The organism is Mesorhizobium sp. WSM3873 (assembly GCF_001672445.1).
Classification (GTDB): Bacteria; Pseudomonadota; Alphaproteobacteria; order Rhizobiales; family Rhizobiaceae; genus Mesorhizobium.
The window spans coordinates 124,416-148,277 of record NZ_LYTM01000005.1; the positions used below are offsets into that span (position 1 = coordinate 124,416).

Genomic DNA, 23,862 nt, shown 5'->3' on the forward strand with positions numbered 1-23,862 from the left:
TCGTCAAAAGCGAAAAGGATGCCAGATTTGTGGGGCTGGGCCGCCGTGGTCGCTCTGGGGGCGATGAGCGTCACAGTGGCCGGGTGCGCCCGGCCAGCTCGCGAGCTCAAGGCGCCCTGCGCTCCGCTGGCTTATGTGGGCGATGCGAGCTGCGGGCCCTTGAAGCCGGTCAACGCCCCGCCCTTCGATCGTGTTGTCGAGGATGGATGAACGGCCTGGCGACAAGCATTCTGGGAGGCATCGACGACGTGGGAAAGGGCTTTGTTTCCAGCGTCTACATGCAGCTTGGCTATGCGCTGGGGGATGTATACGCGCTCATGCTTACCGTCTACATCATCTGGTGGGGTTACTCGATCCTCAGCGGCCGCGAGACGATCTCCCCGATCGAGTCGGCATATCGCCTCGGACGCGCGGTGGTCATTTATCTGCTGCTGAATGGGTGGGGCACGTTCTCCGAGACGATCTACAAGCTGGTGCAGGCCGTGCCGAGCGAAATCGGCAAGATCATCGTCGGGGCCGTCTCGCGCGCCACCGGCAACCAGCTCTCGGATCAGGATGCGATCCCGGCCCTGATCGATAACCTCTACCGCGGTGCCCAGGACGTTGCCAATCAGGTCTACAGCGGCACTTTTTACGACATATTCGGCGCGCTGCTTTCCACCATCGTGCTTCTGGCCGCCATCATCTTTTCGGCGCTGGCGATCGCCGCAATCATCGCGGCCAAGATCATGCTGTTCATCACTTTGGCGCTGGCGCCGGTCTGGATCGTGCTTTGGCTCTACCGGTGGTCAACGCGAATGAGCGAGGGCTTCATTTCGCTGACCACCTATCTGATCATCCAGCAAATCCTCATATACGGCTTCCTGGGCTTTTATTTTTCGCTGGTCAATCTTGCCTTGAACACTGCCACGTCGGGAGGCGCCAGCGTCGACAACAAGATGTCGATGGTCCTGCCGCTCGTCCTGGTCACGATCATCGGCATCTATGTGCTCATGCAGATCCCGGCGATCGCCTCGATCCTGAACGGCGGCGGGTATCTAAGCACGGTCGGCGCATACCGCTCCTACGGCAATGTGCCCAGCAATGTTGCCCGCTATTCCGGAGCTAGGTTTGTCGCAACCCGGTGGCAGCGGCTGAGATCATCCCGCAGCAGCGAGGCGGCTCGGTCATCCATTCAGCAGGCGGCGCGCGATAACGCGAGACCATTGGCTTAGAAGCGCAGGCATCCGCCTGAGAGGCGCGGCTTCAGGGCTGCAGTGGGAGTTTGGCAATAAGGCTAAAGTAAAGTGACAAAAATACAGGCAAGCATCCCCGCCGAGACCGGCAAACTCGTTGACGAGCGCTACTATCAGGCCGGCGCGACCTGGGAAGACGACACACACCGGTCTCTGAGACGTTCGCGCACGCTGGCCTGGCTCGTCAGCGGCGTCGCGAGTGTGGTTGCGGGGCTGTCGTTGCTGACGCTCGTGCTCATCCTCCCGCTCAAGCAATTCGAGCCCTATGTGATTGAGGTCGACAAGACAACCGGATATCTCGAAGTTGCGCGCGCGCTCAAACCCGGCGATCTGTCGCAGAATGAGGCGGTCACGGCCGCCAATCTCGTTCGCTATATTCGCGCCCGCGAAACCTATGACGCGCGCGAGATCAAGCAGAACTACGATCTTGCGCAGCTTTATTCGACGGGAACGGCGGCCAGGGATTTGACTTGGGCTTACACGCCTTCCAACGCCCAATCGCTCGACAAGGTCTACGGGCGCAACGCCACCGTTTCCGTCGACGTCAAGTCGGTGTCCCTGCTCAACAGCACGACCGCGTCGGTGCGGTTTTCGACCACGACGCGTCGCGAGAATTCTTCCACGACCGACAATTGGGTGGCCGTGGTGAAATTCCGTTACACGACGACGCCGATAAAAAACGAATGGCGCTTCGACAATCCGCTCGGCTTCCAGGTGATGGAATACCGTCGCGATCAGGAGTCGGCGCCGACGGCAGGGAGCGCGCAATGAAAACCCACATTGGGGCTGTCCTGTCGCTGCTGATGTTGCTCGGCTCGGCCACCTCAGCTGCGGCGCGCGACTACCGTATCCGCTACGTGCCTTTCGACAACGACAATGTGACGACGGTCAATGCCGCGCTCGGCGTCTCCACGATGATCGAGCTCAGCCCGTCCGAGGTGATCGAGACGGTTTCGGCCGGCGACACGAAAGGCTGGTCAATCGTGCCCAAACGCGGCTCGCGCTTTCTGTTCATCAAGCCGCTCGAACGGGACGCGTGGACGAACGTCAATGTCATTACCGACCGGCGCGTCTATTCGCTGTTGCTCAAAGCCACCGACAGCGACCGCGACCGTGCGTCCTTCCAGGTCCGGTTCAAATATGCGGATGAGGATCAAGACGCCCGCCTGCTCTCCTTGGCCCAGCAAAGCGCTGCCGATCCCGATCTCAAGAACCTCAATTATGCCGATCTCAACTACAATTACGTCTATGTCGGCGATGAGGGCCTGAAGCCGCGCGTTGCGTTCGACGACGGCACCAAAATGTTCATCGAGTTCACAGGCGACATTCCGGCCATCTTCGTCGTCGACGAAAAAGGCCATGAATCGCTGGTCAATCAGCGCACCCAGGGAAAATACACGATCGTCGACAAGATCGGCCGGCAATTTACGCTGAGAGCCGACGGCAAAACGCTCTGCCTCTACAATCGAGCCCGGCCGTCCAAGGCGGATCCCGTCTCCGCCGTCTACGGGCCGAAGAAGCTCGCGAGGCCCGACCCCTTCACTTCCCCGACCGCGAGGGGACGATAAATGAGCAACATCGACTATAACGAGCTCGATGGCGGGCCGACCGTCGCCAGGCGCTATGCCGGCGTGGGCAGAAAAGCCGCCATGGTCGCCGCAGCGCTGATTGTTGCGATCGCGCTGATCTGGATCAATTGGCCCCGCGAGCCGCGTTCTCGCGATGCCGCCTCGGACGCGAGCGACAATTTCAACCCACCTGAATTTCACCCGCCGGCGCTGGCCGAGACGCCACAAGCGGCCGACAACACAATCGACCAAATCGTTGTTCCGCCGCCCGCGGAAGGCGAAGCCAACAAGCAACAGGCCGACAATGTCGACCAGACGGTTGAGCAGGGCGCTGATCTCGATGCGCAGCGGCGCGCCATCGAAGCCCAATTGGCAGCCGAGCAGGCGCGCCGCAAAGCCGAAGAGGAAGAGGCCCGCCGCAAGCAAGCGGCTGACGAGGAGGCCCGCCGGAAGGCCGAGGAGGCTGAGCGCCAAAAGGCAATGTGGGAGCGCCTGCGGTCGAACCAGATGATTACGAGTGAGGAACCAAACTCGGCCGCCGGGCACGATCAGCCGGCCCAGGCGCAGATCGCCGCCGACGGTCAGCTTGTCCCGGTGCCGGGCGCCGACAACGATCCGAACAAGGCTTTCCTCGCGCAATCGGAAACACATTCGAACGCGATGGCGAAGGCGCGGGTTTTCCGTCGCACCGATGCTTTAATCCCTGAAGGCACGATGATCCGCGGATTTCTGGAAACCGCCATCAACACCGATCTGCCCGGCATGGTTCGCGCGGTGGCGCGCGAAGACGTCTATTCGCTCGACGGCCGTCGCATTCTGATCCCGAAGGGGTCTCGGCTGACCGGCGAATATCGTTCGGGGATTGCGCGCGGGCAAAAGCGTGTGTTCATCGTCTGGAACCGCGTCATCCGTTCCGACGGCGTCTCGGTCGACATCGCCTCGCCTGGCGCCGACCGTCTCGGACGGGGCGGTCTCGGCGGGCGGGCCGATACGCATTGGCTTGAACGCTACGGCAATGCGATCATGCTTTCGGTCGTTGGCGGCGTTTCGGAGTACCTGTCCTCCCTAGCCGATAATGGCAGCGACAGCCAGCAGCGGCAGGTGACAACTACTGACCCCGTTACGGGACAGACGGTCACCACCACCTATGGCGGCTCCGGTTCGCAACGCGACGCCCGCGGCATCGCCTTCGAAAAATCCTCGACGGCGCTGCAGCAGCTGGCGCAAGAGGCGTTCCGCGACACACAAAACATCCCGCCGACCATCTACGTTGACCAGGGCACGCCGATCATCGTCTTCGTGCGCCGGGATCTGGATTTCTCCGAGCTCTATGCGGATCCGGTAGAAGAGGAACTGGCGCGACTGAAGCGCGGCGGAAAGCCGGCAAGAGCGCTCGATCCGACGCTGCTCTTCATGACGCCGAAGGCTGAGGCTGATCCCTATTATCCAGGCTACGGGACTCCGGTGAGATGAATGTGCAGCCTGTGCCGAACCCTTGGGCGCGCGCACCGGTGCTGCGCGCCGAACTGGAACCGATCTGGCCCTACATGGAGGAAGAAGCGGTTTCTGAAATCGCCATCAACCGACCCGGCGAAGTTTTCATCGAGCGCCTGGGTACAAAGGAGATGGAGCACGTCGTCAAACGCGAGCTCACCAGAAACTGGATCCGCTCGGTCTCGGTTGGCGTCGCTTCGGCCACCAACCAGGTCGTCAACGAGGTCACGCCGGTACTGTCGGCAGCTCTCCCCTCAGGCGAGCGCTTTCAATGCGTGCTGCCGCCGGCGGCACCCGACGGCGGCGCGATCTCCATCCGCAAGCAGGTCATCATGGACATGACCCTTGGCGACTACGCCAAGATGGGCGCCTTCAAACAAACCGAGATGGGTAGTGGCCTGGCGCTCTCGGCCGAAGAAAAGCAGCTCGCCGAGATGCTCAACGACACCTCGCCGTTGAAGTTTCTGGAATACGCGGTTCGCAATCGCATTTCGCTGGTTGTCTCCGGCGGCACGTCGACCGGCAAAACAACCTTCCTCAATGCGTTGCTGAAGATCATCCCCTCTCATGAGCGCATCATTACCATCGAGGACACGCGCGAACTCAAGCCGGCGACGGGCAATACCGTGACGCTGCTTGCCTCGAAAGGCGACCAAGGCCTTGCCAGGGTTACGCCGCAACAGCTGCTCGAGGCGTCATTGCGGATGCGGCCCGACCGGCTGCTGCTCGGCGAGCTGCGCGGTGCCGAGACATTTTCCTTCCTGCAAGCCATCAACACCGGCCATCCCGGTTCCCTGACAACCGTTCACGCCAATTCGGCCCGCTCGGCCTATGAGCGCCTGGCCCTCATGGTCATGCAAGGAAATGTCGGGCTCTCTCGCAGCGAGATCCTTGACTACCTGCGCGAGGTGATCCCGGTCGTCGTGCAAATGGTGCGCGGGGACGGCGGACGCCGATCGATCAGCGAAATCAAGTTCACGAAGGCTGAGACGATGTGACGGGGGCGCATTATGGAAAAGATCGCCGGCAGGACTTTTCTGGCCTTGATGGCTGTGGCGCTGGGCGCGTTGCTGTTTGTGGTCGCATACGCGGCGACCGACTGGTACAGGACCGGATCGCATTTTCTCTTCGACAGCATCAATGCGGACCCGCGGCCAGTCTTCGGCTACGCTTGGACGGACCTGAGAGCTGGACGCTTCGCAAAGCTTCAATACGCCGGTGCCGCGGCCGTATTCGGCTTCGTCCTGCCGCTCGCCGTCGCATTCTTGATGCGGCCGCCCGAGCGCAACGACGCAAAATTCATGTCGATGGCGGACGTTCGCCGAGCTGGCCTGCTGAAGCCGAAGGGCATCTTCATCGGACGAGCCGGCGGCAGACTGGTCAACGTCTTTGCCCCGCACCGCGATCGGCGCACCGGCAAATTGCGCCTGACGCGCCCCAGAGTTCGCGGCGGCAAGAAACTTTGGATCGACGGCGATGACGTCGGCGGCTTCGTCATCGGACCGCCAAGGTCGGGCAAGGGCGCAGCGCTGATCATTCCGAACGCGCTGATGTGGCCCCATTCGCTTGTCGTGCTCGATCTGCGCGGCGAGACCTATGAAGCTACGGCCGGCCACCGGGCCACCTTCACCCAGGTCGTCCGCTTCGCGCCGGCCGACCGCGACGGCAACACCGCCTTCTATAATCCGATGGACTTCATTTCGCTCGATTCGGCGCAGCGGGACATCGACCTGCGCAACATGGCGGCCGCGCTCTTTCCACGGCCGCCTGCGAACGCCGATCCCTATTGGGTCAACGATGCCCGCCTCCTCTTTACCGGCATTGCCTCTTACGTCATGGAGTCCCAGCAGATCGCCGACGAAAACCGCAGCTTCGCCACCATCCTTGAGATCATGAACGGCGCCGATGAGCCGATCTTGGAGTTCCTGGCGAGCCTGCGCGACACCCGCCGGCATGAAGTGTCTGATTTCACGCTGCAGACGCTGCTGCCCTACGCGGACATGGCGGAGAAGCAGTTTTCCGGTCTCTACGCCGGCGTGCGCACCGGCATGGCGCCCTTCCTGAACGAGCGATTGATGCGGGCAACCTCGCGCAGCTCCTTCGACATCCGCAATCTCAAGAGCGAGCGGGTCTCGCTCTATCTCGATTTTCGGCGCGAGCAGATGGCTTCGCTGGGCCCGCTGTTCAATGTGCTCATCACGCAGATGATGAACTTCATGTCCGAATCCATGCCACGCCCCGGCGAGCACCAGGTGCTTGTCCTGCTCGATGAATTTCAGAACCTCGGCAAGCTTGAGAATGTGACGGACATGGCGACCGTGCTTGGCGGCCACGGCGTGCCGATGTGGTTTTTCGTGCAGTCGCTCAAATCGGTCGACGATATCTACCGCAAGGAAAGCCGCGAAACGCTCATCAACGCTGCCCGGGTCCAGATCTTCTTCGGCGCCCAGGAGATCGACGATCTGCGCTACGTCTCCGATCAGATAGGCGAAACGGCTGAATTTCAGAAGGACGTTACCAGAACCCAGGCGAGTCTTTTCGACACCTATTACACGCGCTCCGTTCACAGCAAGCAAGTGCGTCGGCCGCTGATGCGTCCGGACGAAATTCGCACCATGGACAAGAGCAAGGTCGTCATTCTGCCGCGCGGCGAAAATGCAATCCTTGCGACCCGCAATTTCTATTTCGCTGATCGGGAGCTCTCCAAGCGGGCGTTCATGACGCTCCTGGAAAGGGCGAACGCAAAGCACGCCAAACCAGTCGCTGCCGCCGCTCCCCTCCCCTCCCCACCCGTCCAGTCGATCGTGCCGGCTGGGCCACGCTACCGCTCCGGCATCACACGGTCGCGGCTGCAGCGCGGTGCGACGTTCGCTGCAAAGGTTGGGCGTGCCGAGCCCCCAGTCGCTCGCCGTCGCCTGCCCGCCTCGCACAAGGCAGCCGGGATTGAGGCGAGCCTCATCCCGCCGGCAGCGGCGGCGCCCGCAGCGGCCAATGCCGTCGATTTTTCGGCTTTGGCGGCCCGGGCGGCGGCGACCAGGATCTCGCCGCAAAGAGAGGCCGTGATTGCGGCCATTCTCGCCGAGGCTAAATCTTTCCGTCCGCAGTCGACCGACCCCGAGACGTTCGACCGCAATTTAAGCGTCGTCGCAGAAGAATTGCCGGACGTTGTGGATAATTAATTCCGCCGACAAGCGTAGCGAGGCGATGTCAATCCATGCAAGGCGCAATCTCAGCCAAAGTTGGATGTCTGGGTTGCATAGGGTACGGAAACCAGCAGCGAAGCGGCGAACAAACCCGATCATCGACCACAGTCCGTCGTCGACCGAGAAGCCCAGGTCATCCCGGACAAAAGGCGATCTATGTAATTGGAATGGACAATGTGCTGAGCCGCCAGCAAGCATAAACGCGAGTGGAGCAGAAGCGAATCACTTGCTGAAGTGCCGACTGCATTGCACAGTTCTGGCGGGGGGCAGAAGTCACCATGTTGTCAAAAGGTTCTGACTGGCTGCGGTGGGAGCCACATATCCACGCGCCAGGTACCGTTTTGGAAGACCGCTATCCGGCCGAGGGATTTGAGGCCTATCTCAATGCCCTTGAGTCTGCGACGCCGGCGATGCGCGCGATTGGCATCACCGACTATTGCGTTACCGCGTCCTACGAGCGGGTAAAAGCGGCCAAGGATGCCGGCCGCCTGAAGCAATGCGATCTTCTCTTCCCCAATGTCGAGTTGAGGCTCGAGATAGGGACCGTCAAGGGCCATTTCGTCAACATCCATCTCCTCGTCAGTCCCGAGGATCCGGGGCACGTTGAGGAACTGAACAGGTTTCTGCGGCATCTGAAGTTCTCGACCGCAGATGACGAATACAGCTGTACGCCCGACGACCTGATGAAGCTCGGCAAGCGTATGGATCGGTCGATCACTGACAACGCCGCGGCGTTACGGGCGGGGGTCACCCAGTTCAAGGTTTCCCGCAGCGGACTGCAGGCAGCCTTCAGGAGCATGGAGTGGGCTCGCGACAACATCATCGTTGCCGTATCGGGCAATGCCGATGGGACCTCAGGCGTCCGGGAGGCCGCCGACCGGGCGGTCAGACAAGAGATTGAAAAATTTGCCCAGGTTATCTTTGCCAGCAGCCCCAAGCAGCGGGATTTCTGGCTTGGCTTAGGCCCTGCAGCAACGCCCCAAGAGATCCAACACGACTATGGTGCCCTCAAACCTTGTCTATGGGGATGTGATGCCCATGAAATGTCGCTCGTTGGCAAGCCTGCGGAAGATCGCCTTTGCTGGATCAAGGGCAAGGCAACGTTTGACGGCCTGCGGCAGGCCTGTATCGATCCCGATAGGGCCTATGTAGGCCCGAATCCGCCTGCATGGTCATCAGAGTCGCAGACAATCAGCCACATCGAGATTCTGGATGCGCCGTGGGCCCGCACCCCGGCCATCGGCCTGAATCCGGGACTGGTAACCATCATTGGGGCGAGGGGGTCCGGTAAGACAGCGCTTGCCGATATGATCGCAGCCGGATGCGACGCCTATGTTGAGGACGAAGAACGCCCGTCGTTTCTCGAAAGAGCAGGTGAGCATCTGAAGAACGCTAAGGTCTTGGTCCACTGGTTGAGTGGGGAAGCAACGTCGGCGAAGCGTCTGGATCAACCTGGCGCAGACTGGGATAGTTTTCCGCGGGTCCGCTATCTGTCGCAGCAGTTCGTCGACCGGCTTTGCTCTCCAGAGGGCATGCCTCAGATGATCAAGGAAATTGAGCGGGTCATCTTCGAAGCCCACACGGATCGCGACGGCGCGGTGAATTTCCACGAGCTGCTGGAGCTCCGCGCCCAAGGCCTTAGGGAATCGCGGCAGCGAGAAGAGTCTGCCATCAGCGCGATGTCTGAACAAATCGCGCTGGAGCGGGAAAAGATTCTGGCCGTCGACGGTCTCAAGAAGCAGATTGCCGAGAAGGAAACCGTCATCAAAGGGTATGAGAAGGACCGATCCGCCTTGGTCCCTTCGACGACCAGCGCTGCGGTCGCCCAAAGGCTCCAGCATCTCCTTAGTGCCGCCGACAAGGTCCGGGGTTACCTCCGCTACTATGCCAAACAACAGGCTGGACTGGAGAACCTTCAGAACGACGTCGTTGATCAGCGGCAGAACCGGGCGCCCCAGCATCTTCGCGACCTGAAAGAGGCACATGCCGCGAGCAAGCTCGATGAAGCTGCTTGGGAGAGGTTCCTGCTCGACTTCAGCGGCGATGTAGATGACGCGATCAAAGCGAAAGCCGCCCAATCCACCAAAGAGCTTGCCTACTGGAAGGGCTCTGCGCCCAAGCTGCTGGAAAACGGAAGCTATGTCGCTGACGATGCCGACCTGGTGAGGATTCCCCTGGCGGTTTTGGAGGCGGAGATCGAGCGGATTCAGAAGGTCGTCGCTGCCGACCGGCAGACTGCCGACAAACTTGCTCTCAACGCCAAGCGGATCGCAGAGGAGACCGCCAAACTTGCTGCTCTGAAAGAGAAGCTGACAGACTGCGAGGCGGCCTCGAAGCGCCGTAGTGATTTGATAGATTCGCGCAAGAAAGGTTACAGGCGCTGTTTTGAGGCCATTCTCGCCGAAGAAGCTGTGCTACGGGATCTCTACGCGCCGCTCATGGTGAGACTGGCCACCCAGGGCGGGACCTTGGGTAAGCTTTCATTCACTGTCTCGAGGGTCGCCGATGTGAAGGCGTGGGCTGACAAGGCCGAGAAGGAACTCTTTGACCTGCGCACCGGCCCCTTTCGGAGGAAAGGCACGCTGCTTGACGATGCCACAAAGGAGCTGAAGGGCGCTTGGGAGTCTCAGGATGCGGACACCATCGCCAGTGCGGTCGAAGGCTTCTGGGACAAACATCGGGAGGAGTTGCTCGAACCGAGCCCGCGAGACCCAGTGGAACAACGCAAATGGTTGAAAACGTTTGCGCAGTGGCTCTACAGCTCGGACCACATCTCCATCGAGTACGGCATCAAGTACGACGGCGTCGACATCCAAAAGCTTTCCCCGGGAACCCGCGGGATTGTCCTGATCCTCCTGTACCTCGCGTTGGATGATGCTGATGACAAGCCTTTGGTCATTGACCAGCCGGAGGAGAATCTGGACCCCAAATCCATCTACGATGAACTGGTCCCACTTTTCCGGAGCGCTAAGCGCAATCGTCAGGTGATCATGGTCACGCATAACGCCAATCTGGTCATCAACACTGACGCGGACCAGGTGATCATCGCCAACGTCTCGGAAATGAGCGGCAGCGGCCTCCCGGGCATAACCTACCGGTCTGGCGGTCTTGATGAGGCGGATATCCGCAAAACGGTGTGCGACATCCTCGAAGGCGGGGAGGCCGCGTTCCGCGATCGCGCGCGAAGGCTGCAGATCAAATTCTGAGGCTCCCACGAGCGGAAAGGTTTCGTTTCAGCAGCTTTGCGCACAAGGCCTATTTCTCATTGGTCAATCCTTGGAACTGATTGCCGTTATAAAGGATCGTGAATTTCGATCCCTTCGGGGTGCCACACCTCCAGTGCTGCTACTCGCTGCTGCGTTGCCGGTCGAAGACGAGGCCTTGAGCGCCCAAGTCCATTGCTGAATTCAGGCATGTCCCTTTCCCGCGGCGGGCCAGGTTGCGGCCCACGCTTCAGCGCTCGTATTCGTCTTCCTGGCTGCGCTGTGTCTTGCGATCCTGCTCCTCGGCCTGCCGGCCCTTTTGCTTGGCTGAGTCTTTTTGCTGCTGAACGCGTTGCCGCGCCTTCTCGGCATGTTGCGCCGAGGCCCCGGGTTGACGCGTGTCGTCTCGGGCCGGCAAATCGCGGCCGCGCGCATCTCTTTCAGGCGCGGCCTCGCCGGCGCCCCCCGCACCCTTTTGCTGCTCGAACTGGAGCCGAGCGAGACGATCGTGCATCTTGTCGTTCACGCCCTCACGGTATTGCTCGAAACGCGTTTGCTCGGCGTTGGGGAGCGTGTCCCGCATCTGATCCAACGCTTGATTCACACGCGCCATCTTCTGCCGCATTTCCAAAGGTGTCTGCGCCATTTCGGTAGCTCCTATCAGCCTGGTCAATTCTTTCATGCCGGGATGGGACAAGAAGGACGAGGTCCCCGCCGGTCCCCGGCGATCTTTGAAGACGCCAGCGGCCGGCTTCTCGCCTGCCCTGTGCGCATGAATCTGGAGGACATTCTTGCCGATCGCCTCGGCTGCGGTCAGGGCCTGGCCGGTGACGCCAGCCGCACGCATCACGGCGGCCGTCTGCTGCCACACGCCGGCGATCGCTCCGCCATTGGCGACGAGCAATCCGCGGTCAATTCGACGCTGCTGCTTGTCCTCCACGCGCGCGACGGTCTTGTCACTGACCTGATAGCGCGCATCGTGCTGCGCGCGTTTGTAGGCGCCCGCGTGTTCCTTCGTATAAGGTCGGCTCATTGCGTGATCGTACCGGCCGGTCGCGACCATCGCGATGCCGTGTTCGCGCGCCTTCTCAGCGTACGTTTCCCGCCAGGCATGGAGATCCGCCTTGTAGAATGTCAGCCGCTCGCCGTCGGCCGACCACGCCTGCACCATGGCGTGGATATGGACATGCCTCGTCTCCCCATGATGTGCGAGCACGAATTTGTGCCCGGGCGCGCGCTCCTCGAGCACCGCACGCGCGGCCGCCATGATGGCTGGCGCGTCCGTACCGCCCCGGGCAGAGAAAAGCAGGTGATAGGCATTGCGCCGCTCCCGGCCAGAAAGTTCTGGCCGCCATAGCTCATAGATCGCCGCGGCCGCCTTCGTCGGCTGTTTTTTGGGAACCGCCTGTCCATTCGCCTGGCGAACCTGATCGTGCGATCGAATGAATTTTTGCAGAAAGTATTGCGCCTTACGCTCGTTACCGACGGCCGCCGCCACTTCCGCTGCGGCGCGAATACCGGCCTTCCCCATCGCTTCGCGCAAGCCGGCTTCGATCTTGTCGAGCGCTTTGCTGCGTGAATTTGCCCGCCCGGCCGCAAGGACCTTGGCAAGGGGTCCGGCGCGTTGGTCGGTGTGGCCATAAACATCAACGCTGTCGCCCGTGCGAGCATAGACGAAAGGCTTTGATCTGAAGGCCCCGTTCAACGCCTCACCAAGCGCTTCGTCCGTGACGTCGCCGGCGAGCTCGAACCGCACTTCGATGAAATTCGTATTCTCCAGCTGGGGCTCGAATGTCTGCGTGAATCCATGTAGAAAGCCGCGACGGTCCTGCGCGTTGGCAAGCCCCTGTCCGCTGTCGGTGAAGATCTCGATATCACGCTTCTCGCCCTGTTCATTGACGCGTGTGCCGATATAGGCAAGCAAGGCGCCGGCTTGCTTGCCATCGGCCGCGCTCGAAAGAACCTTGAACACGGCCGGCTGCGCGCCCGCAGCATAGGCCGCTCGCGCCGCAACGGCCCTCGCCTCACGCGTCGACCGGGCGAAGTGTCGAGCGGACGGGAGCGCGCCCGACCTTCCGCCGCCGCCGCCACGGCGCCGCCATTCTTCTTCCTCTTCCTTGACGAAAGCGCCGAGCGCGAGGTCGAAAATCGCTATCGCGCCTTTTGCGTCGCTGGTTGAGCGCAAGCTCCCGCTGGTGCCCACAGACGGCGGTTTCGCGCTGGGCGGTCCGCCTCGACCTGAGGACGAAACAGGTGCCTTCGCGACGCGGGGGCTCGCTCCCGGGTGCCTTGCGCTCGCCGTCGACCATTGCGCACCAGCCATAGGCGACGCCGAGAGGGCCGGGGCGAGCCCGCTCGCACGGATGTTCATCGCTTGACGATCGGCCGTCTCCCGGCCGGCCGATTGCAAAGGCTTATCCTCCTCGAGGTCCTCGAGATCGCCGGCGCCGGGTACGCGCAAATAGCGTTCGATCTCGGCAGCGTATCCGACGAGACGGCCACTCATGCCTTGCCCTCGCTTCGCTTGCGCGGCCTCGCAATCATCGCCTTTAGTTCTTCGCGGAAACGACGCACGAGCTCGCCAAGGGCGATCAAGGCGCGCTCGAGGTCTTCGTCATACGGCACCCGGCCCTCGTTCATCGCGCGGACCGCCTGGTTGAAATTCACACCGACACGGCGAAGCTGGTCGGTGGCCTCCTCGATGGATGGTCGCAGTTCCCCCGTCGCTGCCGGCAGAAAGCCCGCCTCGGACCTCACAAGGCGGCGAACGACTTCGCTGACCGTCACCGATTCCCCATCAGCCATAGTGCGCAGCCGCTCCAGTTCGAGGCTTGAGAAGCGCACATGCAGGACTTCGCCATAGCGACGGGATGCGTTCTGACTTTCTGCTTGGCCACTGTTGGGTCTCATCTTCAAGCCCGCTTGCGGGCGCTAAGGCCCTTGGGCCGCGCCGCTATTTTTTCGTGTGTAACACAAAAAAGGCTATCCTGCCAAAGACAAAAACCAACATCACCAAATATCTTTGCGGTGGGACTCCAAATCACCACAGCTTTCGTTTCAAAAAATCATCTGCCACATGTTATCAGCGGAACATGCCCACTCGGAAACATCTTGTATCGTCAACTTAGCGACAAGCCGACTTAGCGACATGTTTCTTTTTAAGTATGTTACCTTGCTGCGGAATCATCATGCTAACATGGAGACAAATCGCATAGAGCAGGGAACGTGAGCGCGAGCGACCGGGAATCGCGGGACCCTTGTGGGTTAGGTAAAGCGCATAAGCTGAGTCACGCGCCCCAGGGCCGGCGAGCACGGCTGATTTGCGCCGGGCCGAGCATCGATGGCCCGGCCTCGGCCGTGTGGCCCGCAGCGCTCTCTGGAACCTTGTGGGGACATGCCCGGGGGCGGGCTGTCCTAATCGTTCGGCAGCTTGTGCTTATGGGCCTTGATGTAGTCCTGCACCGCCTGGCGCAGCAGCTCGGTCATGCTGTGGCCGTTGCTGATGGCGAGCAGCTTGAATTGCCGCTGTTCGCCGGCCGTAAGGTAATAGCCGCAGCGCACCATTTCCTCTTCGCGGATCCTCCTGCCGGCAACCGGATCCTTTTTCTGGCCCTGTCGCAACATTTTGCGGAAGTCCGGCCGATGGACCGCCGGCGCAGCTTCAGCCTCCGCTGCCACCGCGGATGCGGCGGCAAGCGGCTGGGGGGCGGAATCGGATTTCGGAGCGATGAACATACTCGGTAGCGCCGGCGGCTCAGTTATCGCTCGCATCATGCGAGCCTTCTTGTCGTCTTGTGTGTCCGGGAGGCTTTTCTCGGTCATGCCGCCTGCCTCATTGCTTCGGTGAAGGTCTTGAGGACATCGTCGAAGACCCCTTCACTTTCGGCAATCGCCTTCGGGTCGGGCTGGTCTGGGCTGTAGAGTGTCTGGCCGCTTTGCAGGTCCCGATAGGCGACACGGTTTTGCAGCGCATGGTCGGCTATCGGCGTGCCGTTCGCCTGGATGATCGCGCGCAGTTCGCTCAAGGCTCTCGCCTTCGCATCGATGATGGTCTGTTTCGTCAGGACAAACACGGCTGGCAGCGGTCGGCCGCGTGTTTCGACCGCGAGCGGAATGTAGTGGTCGGTGATCTGGATTGCTGCGGTCACGTCGTCGAGCGCGAAGAAGATCGGCACCACCACGATATCGGCGGCAAATAGCCCGGCCATGAGGTTGTCGTTGGTCGTGCCTTCGGTGTCGATCAGCACCACGCTACGCTCGCCATTATGCAGCTCCGCCGCCTCCAGGATCTCGCTCGGCCTCGTGGCGCTGACGAGCTGGAGTGTCTCGGGGCGATTGCCGGCCTCCTTGAGCATCTGGGCCCACCGGCTCATGTTCTGGCGAACGTCGCCGTCTATGAGTGTCACCGCGTAGCCTCGCTTAAGGGCGACGGATGCCAGCGCGCGTAGCAGGGTCGATTTGCCAGTGCCACCTTTGGCGATAGCGGCAGATATGATCATAGCTCAGGGGACCTTCGATGAACCGCTTTTATGCCAACCGCCTGCCCGGCAATTGTCATAACTGAACCCAAAGTGTAGTGTCAATTTATGAGCGATCAACCGGACAGGACAGTGATGTTCAGGGCAGCTTTGGCCGAGATCTCGACGCGCGACGGCTGCGAGGCCGCGCTGATGCGGCAGCCGCCACGCTGGCGCATTACAGCGCGCTTGCCTCCGTCGGCATGATGCGCCAGCGTGGCGGCTGATCTTGATGGTGCCGAACAGTAAGGTGTGCGGAACGTATGATTAGGGCAATATTGGTGGCCGTAGCGGCGGCTGCGAGCGTCGGCGCCGCCGCTCCAGGGGATCAGTCCAAGGCGACCGGCAGCAATCCGATGTGGCCCGCCGGGCTGCGATGGGATTGCGCCACGGCAGCAAAAATCGTGTGTGAACGCGACGGCTCCTGCAAGGTCGCAAAAGGGGATGCTTCATTCCTGCTCAACTACGACAACAACAACATCGAGTTTGCGAGCGGCAATGTGCGCATCAAGCGGCATTATCAACAAACGGTGCAGGCAAGCCCTCTCCAAAGCGAGGTCAAGGTGGAGCTTGCCGACAACCGCGTCATCTGGCTGACGGCGGTGGACGCCAGTCGCACCTATTCCGACGCCTGGGTGGGTGCCCTCACTGAATTGAAGGGTGGCGCCGTCCTTTTGGAATCCCAAGGCGTCTATTGCACCCCACACAAGTGAACGCCGCGAACCGGGCCCGCGCCAGGGACGGCAGGGCTTCCCGCCAGCGGCCCGTTATCTCCGGCCTCCGCCGTCCCTACGGCGCTATTGGAGGCGCGCTCCGGCTCCGGCTCTTTGGGCATGGGAATTGCGGCGACACAAAAGAAGATGCTTCGACGGGACGGACCGGATTGCGGGTCAGATAGGCCCGGTGCCACCAGCGGGCGATAACCGCAGGAAGGATTTGGAGGGGCGTACTGATCGACCGCAGAGCTGCGGCGAATCCGGACCTTCGCAAGCAGACATTATTGCAGCTGCACTGCTTGCCAGCCATCGGGTCCCCTGGAGAACGCGACAACGCCATCACCTTCGCCTTTCCAGGATGTGCGAAGCTTGTACTTCACGGCGCATTGCACGCCGGGTCCCATGATGTTCTTCGAGCACTCTCCGATGCGCAACGTCGCTTGATCAGTATTTTTCGCTCGCCGGAAAGCGCCCAAAGCCTCGGCCGGCGATGGAATCTCAAGGCCGGACGCGGCCATTTTCGCACACAGCGCCGGCTCGGACGCAATCGCCGCGGAGAGCTGGCCTTGAGTCGGATAGAATGCGAGCGTGCCGCCTATGCCGACCAATGTTCCGGATGCCGCCGCCATGACAAGGGCCCCCGCATTGAACATGATTACGGCTTCGGAAAAACGTTGAACGTCGACGCGATAAGGTCCGTCGTATAGACGGTTTCGCCGTTGCGTTTGAAAGAGTTGTTGCTGATGCGGCCTTCGACCAAGACCACATCGCCGGGCTTGGCGTTCTCCGCCACCCAGGCGGCTTGCTTCTCCTCCAGGACCGTCACCTGGACCCAATCGGTGGCTTCCTTGGGATGGCCTTGTTCGGCGCGCCAATTGCGATTGGTGGCAATGTTGACCCTCGTGCTTTTGTCGAAGGGCGCGACCGACCCGACATTGCCATGAATGGTGAACCTGTTGACGCTTTTCATCGGGGTAACTCCCTCATTTCGTGCAACTAATTTAGCCAGCCGGGGTGACTCGGGATCATGGTCTGCTAAGGTTGAACCAGATGCGCTGCCGCAGCCCGTTCGCGTCGTCGTAGTCGATGTAGTAAGGCTTCGCGCGGCGCGGGCGTTGAATGTCGTAATAGGTGGTCGTTCGATCGTTATGGGCTCCGCTGGAGACATTGGTAAGCTGGACCGGCACGGTGCGGTCGCCGAGCTGGATTGTCCCCGTCAGACTTCCGTCGGCCTGATCATGCCGCGCTCCAAAGCTGGCAGGCTGACCGAGATTGCCAGCCGCGATTCGGCACATGCTGGCCTGCTCTTGCCCCGGGTGGTCGCTGGCCGGCGCGTAAGGCGTCCACCCCTGCGGGCAGGCCTCGTACGGGTCGTAATTGGCGGCGGACGAATTGGCCTGCGGACAAGTCGGCCACGAAAACCCGGGCAAACCCATGGTGTCGATCAGCCGGTCAATGGGTGGATGACAAGACGGCGTGCCCTGCCAGTCACCAGACAGGCAAAGCAGGACCTGACACCCCCACTCGGATGCGAATGTTTGGGACGGAACAGACGCGGCGCCTGCAATCGCGACAGCACTTACAACGAGATATTTCAGCATGGTGATGGCACTTTTCTTCTGAGACTTTTTGACACTTTACTATGGATTTTGCTCAGGGAAAAGAGCGGACCGAACGGGCGGGTTCGTGAGAATACATAGATTCATGCTGCCAAACGAAGCGGGCGAGGTGAACAACCCTCTTCGGGACAATATCGCGTGGTTCCTCGACACCGAGCGCCGTAAGCGAAAGCTTCGCCACCAACACATGGCGGAACTGTTCAAGACATCGCCTGGTCAAGGGCTGGCATACCGCACCTACATCCGCACCATGAGAAAACGAAACAACGTGACGCTGCGCACGGTCGAACAAATGGCCCAGGCGCTAGAGGTGTCGATCGCGACACTTCTCGTCGGCGGCGCCGAGCTGGAACCGTGGGCGCACAAGCTCACCGAAAAATCGATCCGCGCGCGCCTTGCCGACATCATCAACAGCGAGCGTGAGCGCCGCAATCTGCTCCGCTATCAAATGGCGGAGTTACTGGGCGTCTCGGAGATCACTTTCACAAAGCTTGAGCGCGCGGCTGGCAACATCAGTGTCGATACGATCGCCGCCGTCGGCGATGCGCTCGGTCGCGATCCGGCAACCTTCCTGTTCCAGGAACGCCGACAGCCAGCACCAACCGGCTTGAACAGGCGCGGCCGATCGCCAAGGCTGCTTTAAAAACAGCCGCGTGCAGCCTTTAGGGGTTCGGCGGCAAGCGTGGTTTTGGCGACTAAGGCGTCAGCCGGTCGGCAATGCGTGACTGGGGAATGGCTTCGGCCCATCCGGCGGCCAGTCGGATCGGCTGCCAAACGGTCGTCCGCTCTGTTTATTGCGGGAGCTTCCTGTGGACGCCGCTTTTTTGAAGCCTGTCGGATAAAATTTGAGGCCGAGTTTGGGCCGAAATTTCGCGATCCAGTCGATCTGACGACGATGCACGACAACAATGTGATTGGTGAGGTTCCTGGCTCGCCACTGCCGGCGCTCGGTGATGCGCAGCAAGCCGAGCCTGCTTGCTTTGCGCAGCGCATTGCGAACCGTGGTCGGCCCGACGCCGGCGCGATCGCCGATTTCCTTCACCGATCGGTCGCATCTGCCGTGCTGTCGGCAGTCCGACATGACGATATAGAGCGCCGCGCTCTCCCCTTCGGTGAACGCGCCGGCGAACTCGGGCCGGACAGCCTGCATGCGGGCAAGACGCCGCTTGCGCCCCCACCGCTTAGGATCTCGGGAGCCGCGGGCAGCCTCGCGCCGGCTTCGCTCGCTGCGCGCGCGTTGCGGATAACAAGAGCGAGGCAGCGATCGACCACCAGCGGGGGCCTTTTTGAGATCGCAACGTTGTCGTTCAGCCTTCTCGCAAAGCCGCTCCGCATCGTCCTCGCCCAGCGACTCCTCGCCGTAGAGCTTCCATATCTGCCGGCAAAAATCGTCCAGCTCGGCCAATGACCGAATGTTCGTGAGCCATAGGCTCAACGTTGAATAGAGATCCATTTCTTTCCCTTCGCCAGGTCGTGCAAAGCCGTGGCGCGGAAGCGCAATTTCTCTTGCAATGACGGGAAGGTCGGGCTACGGTCTCGCAAAATCTTCGGGCGAGATCAGGAGCGCCAACTCCTGTAGCCTATTCCCTGGAAAAGCCGGCCTCCGCGCCGGTTTTTTTGTGCTCGATTTTTCCTCCGCTCAGACTCACTCGGCATGTTTGCAAGGCGCAACGCCCGAAGTAAAGTATCAAAAGTACACGGGCGGTCGTTGAGATCGCCGCCTGACTTGGGCAAGAATTCCCCGGGCTCAGCATGCAAGCCGGTTCGTATCTCCTACGGTTTGCCCGAGGTCGCTCCCATGCACGTCCAGCTATCGACCTGAGGCGCTGAGCGGCCGGGCCATCTGAATGGCGCCCCGCCGTTTGCGGAGCGCCATCGCGTCTTCGTCAGTCGCCGTTACGACGGTTCGGCCGAGACCAGATGAGGTTGTAGTTCTGGCTGCCTTCGTCGGCGACGAGGTTGGCGTAGATTGGGGCGGTGAAGCTCGGATCGTCGAGCTTGAGGCCCAGATAGGCGCGGCCCTCGTTGGACTGTTTGGACCAGCCGGCCCCGATTTCGACTCGACCGACGAGCACGCGGTGGCTGGGTGCGTTTTCGCCGCTGGCGCGCGTATCGGGAACGATACGGACCTTCTTGGCCTGGAGGGAAAGGGTGACGATCTCGCCGTGAAATTCGTTTTCGCCGGCCTGCTGGAAATTGCCGATAGTAGCCATGTTCGTTCTCCTGACTGGTTTGTCCGAAGCCGCCCTGTGCGGCCTCGATAGCTGTCGTGAGACGACGGTCCGGCCGACTGCATCCACTGGGCCGCAGCGGAGCGGAGGACGGCGAAAGCCGAGCTTGTTGTCCCGCGAGGAATGCGGCGAAGCCGCAGGGGAAGAAGGTTGGCGATGCCGTTGCAGGCAACGGCCGGACCGGCGTCAGACCCAGCCCTAAGAGAGGCCGTTCAGGGAGGGTCCGGGCATCCGTTCCAGAAGAACGATACTGGCGATATCGGAATGTCCGCCATGCATCCGGCACAAGCGGCACGATCGATCCGCCCCGAAATCAGAGGCACGAGGTCTGGGCCTACCCGGTTGCCCCTCCAGCGGCCGCATCTTGATCCCGCCCTGCCGCCAAAGGTTCAGGCGATGAGAGCAGTCTTTGATGTCGAGAATTAACAGCAACGGGTCTCCTACTTGGTTCCGGCGGGGCTGATCAGGCCCAGGCGCCGAATTGCCACGCGCTTGCTCGTCACGGTCCAACGCCTGCGCCTTCGATCACGCATAGTGCGACGACGAGCTTGCTGGTCACCGCGGTGATCATGACCTCCTGAAGCGATCGCGCGCACTCATAACCGCAATGAATCGGTCGAGCCGGTTGGATTCAAAGAACTCGTTGGACGCCGCTTCCAAGCCAAGTGAGGCTGCGGCCATGGAAAACGAAGGGGCAGGGCCCGTTCATCTTCGGCGCATCGACCCATCTAAGAACATGCGGCGGTTTTATACGCTTGCGATCCAACCGACCTTGTTCGGCGGAGCATCCGTCATCCGTAACTGGGGCCGCATAGGGACCAGCGGCCAGTCGATGATTGAAACCTTCGATAGCGAAGACGGTGCGGCCACCGCATCAATGAAGTTTCAGCGCGCCAAGCGCCGTCGCGGATATCGCAACTGTGATCCGGACTAGCGGCTGGCGACATCGCGCAAAAGATCGCAGGCGAGCACCGCCTGTGACGGCGTGTTGGAACATAACGCAGTGCAGCGCCGCGACTATTCGGGCACGGTTGTCAGCAATATGACGCGGCTCATCGAGATGGCAATGACCCGCGCACCAAGACAGCAATAACCCCTGCTTGAGGCGGCCATGCCGCGACATTCAGGACTACGCGCGCTCAAGGTGTCCCAGCCGCATCAGACCTCAGGAAACCGCAAGCACGGTGCTGGTGTCATACCGGCGGACGAAGTCCACGCACGAGCCGTTCCAATGGTAGCAGTAGTGCCGTCCCTGCTTCGGAATACTAGCGACATCTGGCCAGAAGGCGCCGATGCAGCTTCCCCCTGGCATCCTCACGCTGTTCCACGTCAGTCCGTCGCTCCCAGCCGCCCGCAGTCCGAGCCCCTCGACTTGCGAAGGGCCATAGTCGTTCGGGTGCAAGACTTCGGGAACGGCGTTCACGTCGTCAAGGCTCAGGTCCACGCTCCCGATCAGGACCCGGAAGTCGGAAGTCCAGCCAGGATCCTCATGGGTGGCGGCCATGAATCTCTCGTGATGATGGATGGTCTCGGGCAGCGCCACCGCCTGGCGCAAAAGCTATCCGGTCCTAAAACCGTCTGGCGATGCGCGTCGGCGCGGCAGTTCACGGTTGGTGACGCTTGCTACCGAATAGCGCATGAACCTTAGCTGCGGGAGTTTCTGACAGTCGCGCCGTGACACAAACCGAGTGCGCCCCAATCGACCTCGTCCAGCTCATGTCCCGGTATCGCCCGAAAACCAACACCGGCTAGTCTTACGACCATTGAGATGGCGCGCGTTGTCGGATTCACCAGCCGACGAGCATCGGTTGAGCCTTCGTTTTATGTGACAAAGCGCTCTATACTGCACACTCACGATCAGGGAACACGAAGATGATCGCGACCAACACCATCAAGGCCTCGCGAGGCCAGGCTTCGGAAAAAACGCGTCCGGTCACCAGGGCGCCAGAGCTGGCTGCGGCGCTCGAGTGCGCCAGGCAGGCATGCCTGCTCGATGATGAGAGAACCGAACATCTTTCCTTCCGCGCACCGAAGGCCTTGATCGAGGCGGCCAAGCGGGACAGCGGCATCCAATCGCCGACCGAACTTGGCATTTTCGTGCTGGCCACCCTCGCCCAGCCTGACCCCGTGGCTTCGTTCCTCAAGCGCACGCATGCTAGCCTTGGCCCGGGCCAGAAGCTTGACGTCTGATCTGCGCGCGGCACGTCGGCGCTACATGTCCGACGAGGAAAGAACCAGTTGAAGCCGCGATCACCAAACAGGCTGATCGCGGTTGCGGACGTCGATCTGGCCGGCGCCGGTCCTCGTGCCGAACACCAACGTCTACATCCTGTTCGCCTCAGGGAAATTGCCGGACGCGGGCAACTATCCCATCAGGGCGCAAATGACTCCCGTCAATGCCATGCAGGCGTTCACATTCGCCGATCATGTCTCGATATGCCTGCGGCGATATCGCAGCCTCCAGGCAGTTGATCCTCCGTCGGCGGAAGCATCGAAACATCGCCGAGCATGGCCCCGCCTTGCAGGCGGGGCCATTCACTGCTGGCTCAGAAGGGAATCTCATCCCGAGCTTCGGTCTGGTCGCCGGCGCCGTCGCGCTGCTTCGGCCAGGCGAGGAAGTCGATGCCGTCGGCGATGATCTCAGAGCTGTAGCGCTCGATCCCGTCGCCATCGGTCCACTGGGTGTAGTGGATGCGGCCGCGGACCGCCACCTTCATGCCCTTCACGCAATGCTTCTGCACCGTCTCGGCCAGGCCGTTGAAGCACTTGATGCGGTGCCATTCGGTGTCCTGCTCGGCGTAGCCGTTCTCGCCCTTGACAACCTTGCCGTCGATGCGGCGGGGGCGGGAGGTTGCGAGCCGGAAGTCGGTGATCCTGGTGCCGCCGCGGGTGGTCGCGGTTTCGAGGTCGTTGCCGATGTTGCCGGCGAGAAGAACGATGTTGGTCATTTCCTGTCTCCTTTGCTCGTCCGGGGGAGAAGTCCCTCCGAACGAGACCCGGCCAAGGCCGTCGGGAGCCGCCTGCAACCGGAGCGGAACGCGCCAGGCTTGCCCCCAACGCCCGGAGTGGCGCGGGCAGGCGCGAAGCGCCAACACGGTCCGGCGCCGCGGGGGTTGCGGTCGGAAACCGAACGGACTTAGGGGCTTATTTCGTTTCGGAGGGATTTTTTTGCACCGGCAGCGAAACCGGAGACAGGATGGCGGTGAAGGATCGACGCCGGCACCATCGCGGCGACGCCTTCGATGCCGGGCGCGGCGCAGCGGGGTTCATCGCTTCCGGCGACCTCCCGATCCCTGCCCGAGCGATGGCGGCTGTGTTCGAGCGAACGGCAGCGTCGCAGCAGGCCGAAGGCAATGCGCCACGCTCAGCCTAGTGGCGAGGTGCCGAACGTCTCCACGGGAAGGCCGAACGGATCCCGGCTCCGCGCATGCAGCCATTCCGAAACCGGAGAAGGGCGTCGCGGCGCGTTGCGGAACCGCCCCGATCGAGCCAGGCCTCCGTCGCTCGCCGGCGGACTCGCACCAGCCCAACACGACCCTGCGACACCCCATCCTGCCCGTGCGCGGATCGCCCCTCTCCGCGGGGCTGTCCGAAACGCTTCGAACCGATGTTCCCGTCATCCGGTGCGTCAGTGATGCGGGCCAATGACAGCTCTGCTTCCGCATCGCGGCCGTGCGCCGAGGCGGCAGCCAAGCCACGAGGGATCAGAGCTGCACGATCATCGCGGCCGTGCCGGCGCGACCGTGATGGCGCTTTACTGCAGGGGGTCGCGATCGCCGGCAAGGAGTTTTCGGTAGCCGGTTGTCGTCATCCATTTTGCCCGTCTTAAATGGTTTTCCCAACAATGGCGGGTGCGCTCTGGCTCGGCCACAGGGTCACGGTGAAGCACAATCCGGGCGACCTCCTGCCAGTCAGCGCCGTCCGCCTCGGCATCGAGAAGGCGCATGTAGATCACCTTGTGCCGGTCATCGTAAGGGGTGATCCTGTCGGACCAGGGCACTTCGTCAGCAACATGCGGGTCTAGCTCAGGCATCAGCTTTCCTTTCTCGGGTGCTCTCGTCCACAGAGATAGGACA

Annotated in this window: 23 protein-coding genes and 1 pseudogene; 12 read left to right on the top strand and 12 right to left on the bottom strand. The window is 61.6% G+C overall.

Annotation, left to right across the window (positions count from 1 at the left end):
* Positions 1 to 206 precede the first annotated feature (206 nt).
* The 7 genes from A9K71_RS05095 (at position 207) to A9K71_RS05125 (ending at position 10,706) form a co-directional block, all read left to right on the top strand.
* Positions 207 to 1,214: a type IV secretion system protein gene (locus A9K71_RS05095; RefSeq protein WP_066991248.1), complete on the top strand. Its 1,008-nt coding sequence runs from the start codon at positions 207 to 209 to the stop codon at positions 1,212 to 1,214.
* Between the two features lie 72 nt (positions 1,215 to 1,286).
* Positions 1,287 to 2,006 carry a type IV secretion system protein gene (locus A9K71_RS05100; RefSeq protein ID WP_066991251.1) on the top strand — a complete coding sequence of 240 codons (720 nt, stop codon included), beginning with the start codon at positions 1,287 to 1,289 and terminating at the stop codon, positions 2,004 to 2,006.
* Complete coding sequence (locus A9K71_RS05105; RefSeq protein ID WP_066991254.1) at positions 2,003 to 2,803, top strand: TrbG/VirB9 family P-type conjugative transfer protein; 801 nt, start codon at positions 2,003 to 2,005, stop codon at positions 2,801 to 2,803. Before A9K71_RS05100 ends, A9K71_RS05105 begins: the two co-directional genes overlap by 4 nt.
* On the top strand, positions 2,804 to 4,276 hold the full coding sequence (gene virB10, locus A9K71_RS05110; protein WP_066991257.1) for a type IV secretion system protein VirB10: 1,473 nt from the start codon (positions 2,804 to 2,806) through the stop codon (positions 4,274 to 4,276).
* A 38-nt stretch (positions 4,277 to 4,314) separates the two neighbouring features.
* A complete protein-coding gene (gene virB11 / locus A9K71_RS05115; protein WP_348626975.1) occupies positions 4,315 to 5,295 on the top strand; it encodes a P-type DNA transfer ATPase VirB11 in 981 nt (326 codons plus the stop codon).
* 12 nt (positions 5,296 to 5,307) lie between these two features.
* Entirely contained in the window at positions 5,308 to 7,476 is a 2,169-nt protein-coding gene (locus A9K71_RS05120; RefSeq protein WP_066991262.1) for a type IV secretory system conjugative DNA transfer family protein, read from the top strand.
* Between the two features lie 302 nt (positions 7,477 to 7,778).
* Positions 7,779 to 10,706, top strand: a complete 2,928-nt coding sequence (locus A9K71_RS05125; protein ID WP_066991265.1) for a TrlF family AAA-like ATPase — start codon at positions 7,779 to 7,781, stop codon at positions 10,704 to 10,706.
* 247 nt (positions 10,707 to 10,953) lie between these two features.
* Here A9K71_RS05125 and A9K71_RS05130 read toward each other — a convergent pair whose 3' ends face one another.
* The 4 genes from A9K71_RS05130 to A9K71_RS05145 all read right to left on the bottom strand — a co-directional run bounded on the left by A9K71_RS05130 (position 10,954) and on the right by A9K71_RS05145 (position 15,202).
* The gene (locus A9K71_RS05130; protein ID WP_066991267.1) at positions 10,954 to 13,209 is read right to left on the bottom strand and encodes a relaxase/mobilization nuclease domain-containing protein; all 2,256 of its coding nucleotides are present in this window, start codon (positions 13,207 to 13,209) and stop codon (positions 10,954 to 10,956) included.
* Complete coding sequence (locus A9K71_RS05135; RefSeq protein WP_156752591.1) at positions 13,206 to 13,619, bottom strand: hypothetical protein; 414 nt, start codon at positions 13,617 to 13,619, stop codon at positions 13,206 to 13,208. Before A9K71_RS05135 ends, A9K71_RS05130 begins: the two co-directional genes overlap by 4 nt.
* 498 nt (positions 13,620 to 14,117) lie before the next feature.
* On the bottom strand, positions 14,118 to 14,525 hold the full coding sequence (locus A9K71_RS05140) for a hypothetical protein (RefSeq protein WP_156752592.1): 408 nt from the start codon (positions 14,523 to 14,525) through the stop codon (positions 14,118 to 14,120).
* Entirely contained in the window at positions 14,522 to 15,202 is a 681-nt protein-coding gene (locus A9K71_RS05145) for a ParA family protein (protein WP_066991278.1), read from the bottom strand. The genes A9K71_RS05140 and A9K71_RS05145 overlap by 4 nt, the downstream gene beginning before the upstream one ends.
* Positions 15,203 to 15,501: 299 nt before the next feature.
* Between A9K71_RS05145 and A9K71_RS05150 the strand changes: the two genes are divergently transcribed.
* Positions 15,502 to 15,933, top strand: coding sequence for a hypothetical protein (locus A9K71_RS05150; protein ID WP_245299526.1), 432 nt, complete (start codon positions 15,502 to 15,504; stop codon positions 15,931 to 15,933).
* A 284-nt stretch (positions 15,934 to 16,217) separates the two neighbouring features.
* Here the strand turns inward: A9K71_RS05150 and A9K71_RS05155 are convergent, their stop codons facing one another.
* The 3 genes from A9K71_RS05155 to A9K71_RS05165 are packed head-to-tail and all read right to left on the bottom strand — an operon-like array spanning position 16,218 to position 17,537.
* Positions 16,218 to 16,589: a hypothetical protein gene (locus A9K71_RS05155; protein ID WP_066991283.1), complete on the bottom strand. Its 372-nt coding sequence runs from the start codon at positions 16,587 to 16,589 to the stop codon at positions 16,218 to 16,220.
* Positions 16,590 to 16,591: 2 nt separating this feature from the next.
* On the bottom strand, positions 16,592 to 16,906 hold the full coding sequence (locus A9K71_RS05160) for a single-stranded DNA-binding protein (protein WP_066991286.1): 315 nt from the start codon (positions 16,904 to 16,906) through the stop codon (positions 16,592 to 16,594).
* Positions 16,907 to 16,961: 55 nt separating this feature from the next.
* Positions 16,962 to 17,537, bottom strand: a complete 576-nt coding sequence (locus tag A9K71_RS05165) for a hypothetical protein (RefSeq protein WP_245299527.1) — start codon at positions 17,535 to 17,537, stop codon at positions 16,962 to 16,964.
* A gap of 28 nt (positions 17,538 to 17,565) precedes the next feature.
* Between A9K71_RS05165 and A9K71_RS05170 the strand changes: the two genes are divergently transcribed.
* Positions 17,566 to 18,198 carry a helix-turn-helix transcriptional regulator gene (locus A9K71_RS05170; RefSeq protein WP_245299528.1) on the top strand — a complete coding sequence of 211 codons (633 nt, stop codon included), beginning with the start codon at positions 17,566 to 17,568 and terminating at the stop codon, positions 18,196 to 18,198.
* Between the two features lie 60 nt (positions 18,199 to 18,258).
* On the opposite strand, the gene A9K71_RS31165 is transcribed toward A9K71_RS05170, so the two are convergent.
* Together A9K71_RS31165 and A9K71_RS05180 are read right to left on the bottom strand one after the other, a co-directional pair.
* On the bottom strand, positions 18,259 to 19,008 hold the full coding sequence (locus A9K71_RS31165) for a hypothetical protein (protein WP_156752593.1): 750 nt from the start codon (positions 19,006 to 19,008) through the stop codon (positions 18,259 to 18,261).
* A 433-nt stretch (positions 19,009 to 19,441) separates the two neighbouring features.
* On the bottom strand, positions 19,442 to 19,768 hold the full coding sequence (locus tag A9K71_RS05180) for a DUF736 domain-containing protein (RefSeq protein ID WP_065010517.1): 327 nt from the start codon (positions 19,766 to 19,768) through the stop codon (positions 19,442 to 19,444).
* Positions 19,769 to 20,465: 697 nt separating this feature from the next.
* Between A9K71_RS05180 and A9K71_RS05185 the strand changes: the two genes are divergently transcribed.
* Positions 20,466 to 20,720, top strand: a complete 255-nt coding sequence (locus tag A9K71_RS05185; protein WP_066991430.1) for a WGR domain-containing protein — start codon at positions 20,466 to 20,468, stop codon at positions 20,718 to 20,720.
* A gap of 231 nt (positions 20,721 to 20,951) precedes the next feature.
* Here A9K71_RS05185 and A9K71_RS05190 read toward each other — a convergent pair.
* Positions 20,952 to 21,335, bottom strand: a pseudogene (locus A9K71_RS05190) (RES family NAD+ phosphorylase); the annotation flags it as partial.
* 323 nt (positions 21,336 to 21,658) lie between these two features.
* Here A9K71_RS05190 and A9K71_RS05195 point away from each other — a divergent pair.
* Positions 21,659 to 21,976 carry a hypothetical protein gene (locus A9K71_RS05195; RefSeq protein WP_066991300.1) on the top strand — a complete coding sequence of 106 codons (318 nt, stop codon included), beginning with the start codon at positions 21,659 to 21,661 and terminating at the stop codon, positions 21,974 to 21,976.
* 356 nt (positions 21,977 to 22,332) lie between these two features.
* On the opposite strand, the gene A9K71_RS05200 is transcribed toward A9K71_RS05195, so the two are convergent.
* Positions 22,333 to 22,734, bottom strand: coding sequence for a single-stranded DNA-binding protein (locus A9K71_RS05200; RefSeq protein ID WP_066991303.1), 402 nt, complete (start codon positions 22,732 to 22,734; stop codon positions 22,333 to 22,335).
* 248 nt (positions 22,735 to 22,982) lie between these two features.
* Here A9K71_RS05200 and A9K71_RS31170 point away from each other — a divergent pair, with 248 nt between their 5' ends.
* Positions 22,983 to 23,159 carry a hypothetical protein gene (locus tag A9K71_RS31170; protein WP_156752594.1) on the top strand — a complete coding sequence of 59 codons (177 nt, stop codon included), beginning with the start codon at positions 22,983 to 22,985 and terminating at the stop codon, positions 23,157 to 23,159.
* A gap of 381 nt (positions 23,160 to 23,540) precedes the next feature.
* On the opposite strand, the gene A9K71_RS05205 is transcribed toward A9K71_RS31170, so the two are convergent.
* Positions 23,541 to 23,819, bottom strand: a complete 279-nt coding sequence (locus tag A9K71_RS05205) for a DUF2285 domain-containing protein (protein WP_066991432.1) — start codon at positions 23,817 to 23,819, stop codon at positions 23,541 to 23,543.
* Between the last annotated feature and the right edge of the window lie 43 nt (positions 23,820 to 23,862).

Coding starts and splice junctions, on each gene's coding strand:
- A9K71_RS05140 (WP_156752592.1), bottom strand. CDS start 14,525: ATGACCGAGAAAAGCCTCCCGGACACACAAGACGACAAGAAGGCTCGC.
- virB10 (WP_066991257.1), top strand. CDS start 2,804: ATGAGCAACATCGACTATAACGAGCTCGATGGCGGGCCGACCGTCGCC.
- A9K71_RS05105 (WP_066991254.1), top strand. CDS start 2,003: ATGAAAACCCACATTGGGGCTGTCCTGTCGCTGCTGATGTTGCTCGGC.
- A9K71_RS05120 (WP_066991262.1), top strand. CDS start 5,308: ATGGAAAAGATCGCCGGCAGGACTTTTCTGGCCTTGATGGCTGTGGCG.
- A9K71_RS05095 (WP_066991248.1), top strand. CDS start 207: ATGAACGGCCTGGCGACAAGCATTCTGGGAGGCATCGACGACGTGGGA.
- A9K71_RS05205 (WP_066991432.1), bottom strand. CDS start 23,819: ATGCCTGAGCTAGACCCGCATGTTGCTGACGAAGTGCCCTGGTCCGAC.
- A9K71_RS05195 (WP_066991300.1), top strand. CDS start 21,659: ATGATCGCGACCAACACCATCAAGGCCTCGCGAGGCCAGGCTTCGGAA.
- A9K71_RS05160 (WP_066991286.1), bottom strand. CDS start 16,906: ATGAAAAGCGTCAACAGGTTCACCATTCATGGCAATGTCGGGTCGGTC.
- A9K71_RS05200 (WP_066991303.1), bottom strand. CDS start 22,734: ATGACCAACATCGTTCTTCTCGCCGGCAACATCGGCAACGACCTCGAA.
- A9K71_RS05155 (WP_066991283.1), bottom strand. CDS start 16,589: ATGTTCAATGCGGGGGCCCTTGTCATGGCGGCGGCATCCGGAACATTG.
- A9K71_RS05180 (WP_065010517.1), bottom strand. CDS start 19,768: ATGGCTACTATCGGCAATTTCCAGCAGGCCGGCGAAAACGAATTTCAC.
- A9K71_RS05125 (WP_066991265.1), top strand. CDS start 7,779: ATGTTGTCAAAAGGTTCTGACTGGCTGCGGTGGGAGCCACATATCCAC.
- A9K71_RS31170 (WP_156752594.1), top strand. CDS start 22,983: ATGGCGGTGAAGGATCGACGCCGGCACCATCGCGGCGACGCCTTCGAT.
- A9K71_RS05165 (WP_245299527.1), bottom strand. CDS start 17,537: ATGCTGAAATATCTCGTTGTAAGTGCTGTCGCGATTGCAGGCGCCGCG.
- A9K71_RS31165 (WP_156752593.1), bottom strand. CDS start 19,008: ATGGATCTCTATTCAACGTTGAGCCTATGGCTCACGAACATTCGGTCA.
- A9K71_RS05185 (WP_066991430.1), top strand. CDS start 20,466: ATGGAAAACGAAGGGGCAGGGCCCGTTCATCTTCGGCGCATCGACCCA.
- A9K71_RS05145 (WP_066991278.1), bottom strand. CDS start 15,202: ATGATCATATCTGCCGCTATCGCCAAAGGTGGCACTGGCAAATCGACC.
- A9K71_RS05130 (WP_066991267.1), bottom strand. CDS start 13,209: ATGAGTGGCCGTCTCGTCGGATACGCTGCCGAGATCGAACGCTATTTG.